The organism is Salipiger mangrovisoli (assembly GCF_015223355.1).
Taxonomy (GTDB): Bacteria; Pseudomonadota; Alphaproteobacteria; order Rhodobacterales; family Rhodobacteraceae; genus Salipiger; species Salipiger mangrovisoli.
The window spans coordinates 1-1,650 of record NZ_JADFFK010000086.1 but is presented as its reverse complement, the minus strand read 5'-3'; the positions used below and the strand labels follow the sequence as shown (position 1 = coordinate 1,650).

Genomic DNA, 1,650 nt, shown 5'->3' with positions numbered 1-1,650 from the left:
CGCCGCTTCGCCGCCCGCGCCAGGGCGCTGTCGGAGGGCATCGCGCTGACCGCGGCCGAGATGGCGCAGCTCGACCGTTTCGAGGCCGAGGGGCTCGCCGCGCTGGACGGCTGATCCCACCCCGGAAAACCGCAAAGGCGCGGACCGGCCTCAGCGCACGCTGGCGAGGAACTGCCGGGTGACCTCTTCCTGCGGCGCGCCGAAGATCTGCTCGGGCGCGCCGATCTCGGCCATCACGCCCTTGTGGAAATAGGCCACCCGGTTCGACACGTCGCGGGCAAAGGCCATCTCGTGGGTGACGCAGATCATCGTCATGCCCTCTTCGGCCAGCATCTTCAGCGTCTCCAGCACCTCGCCCACGAGCTGCGGGTCGAGCGCCGAGGTGACTTCGTCGAAGAGCATGTAGTCGGGCGACATGGCGAGCGCGCGGGCAATCGCCATGCGCTGCTGCTGGCCACCCGAAAGCCGGGTCGGGAAGGTCTTCAGCTTGTCGCCCAGCCCGACGTGGCGCAGCTGCTTCTCGGCAATCGCCTCGGCCTCACCCTTCGACATGCCCAGCACCTTGCGCGGCGCCAGGGTGACGTTCTCCAGCACGGTCAGATGCGGGAAGGCGTTCCACTGCTGGAACACGATGCCGATCTTCTGCCGCAGCTTGTTGAGGTTGGTGGACTTGGCGTGCACCTCGGTGCCATCCACCAGGATCCTGCCGCTGTCGATCGGCTCGAGCCCGTTGATGCAGGTCAGCAGCGTCGATTTGCCCGACCCCGAGCCGCCGATCACGGTCAGCACCTCGCCCTTGGCGACGGTCAGGTCGATGCCCTTGAGAACCTCCATCTGGCCAAAGGATTTGCGGACATTCTGGATCTCAATCATTGGACCACCTTTTCTCGAGATAGCCGCCGAACCGGGCCAGCGGAAGGCTGATGATGAAGTAGAAGGCGCCGCAGAGCAGCAGCAGGAACATCGGCTCCTGCAGGCGGGTGATGAGGATCTGCGTCGACTTCAGAAGCTCGGTGACCTGCACCACGTAGACCAGCGCCGAGTCCTTCATGACCCCGAGCGCGAGGCCGATCCACGACGGCAGGGCGACGCGGGTGGCCAGCGGCATGACGATGTAGCGCATGTCTTGCCCCCAGCTCATGCCGAGCGAACGCGCGGCGCGGCGGGTGGTGGCGGGCCGGTCCGACCGCTCGCCGACCGGCACCGGCACCTCGGCGCGCATGGCCGTGCTGCAGGCCAAGGGCCTGATGAAGACCGGCGACGAGCTGATCCATGCGTCGATCATCGGCTCGCGCTTCGTGGGCAAGATCCTCGACGTGGTCGAGAAGGACGGCCGCACGACGATCATTCCGCAGATCACCGGCCGGGCATGGATCACCGGGCAGCATTCCTACCTGCTGGATCCGGAAGACCCCTGGCAAAGCGGCTACATGCTGTCCGACACCTGGGGTGTGACGCCGACGCTGAAGCAGTAGCCGCGCTACCAAGACCGGCCCTTGCCGCCCCGCGAGACCATGGGGCGGCGCCTTCTTGCGGCATTTTTACATAACTCTCATTACGCGGCCCTTCCGCGTGTAGCAGCAAAGCTAAAATGTCACCCATGAACAATTCAGGAATGTCACTCTCCCCGCAAAATGATGCGAGGACGAG

The 1,650-nt window shown here is 65.5% G+C and carries 3 protein-coding genes; 1 reads left to right on the top strand and 2 read right to left on the bottom strand.

All coding sequences use genetic code 11. From position 1 onward, the window contains the following. Positions 1 to 150 precede the first annotated feature (150 nt). Both IQ782_RS29555 and IQ782_RS29550 read right to left on the bottom strand, forming a co-directional pair. Positions 151 to 873 carry an amino acid ABC transporter ATP-binding protein gene (locus IQ782_RS29555; RefSeq protein ID WP_194138232.1) on the bottom strand — a complete coding sequence of 241 codons (723 nt, stop codon included), beginning with the start codon at positions 871 to 873 and terminating at the stop codon, positions 151 to 153. Then, positions 866 to 1,123 carry a hypothetical protein gene (locus IQ782_RS29550; protein ID WP_240989681.1) on the bottom strand — a complete coding sequence of 86 codons (258 nt, stop codon included), beginning with the start codon at positions 1,121 to 1,123 and terminating at the stop codon, positions 866 to 868. Before IQ782_RS29550 ends, IQ782_RS29555 begins: the two co-directional genes overlap by 8 nt. Between IQ782_RS29550 and IQ782_RS29545 the strand changes: the two genes are divergently transcribed. Next, positions 1,122 to 1,475, top strand: coding sequence for a proline racemase family protein (locus tag IQ782_RS29545; RefSeq protein WP_240989680.1), 354 nt, complete (start codon positions 1,122 to 1,124; stop codon positions 1,473 to 1,475). The two genes, IQ782_RS29550 and IQ782_RS29545, sit on opposite strands and share 2 nt — an antisense overlap. Positions 1,476 to 1,650 lie beyond the last annotated feature (175 nt).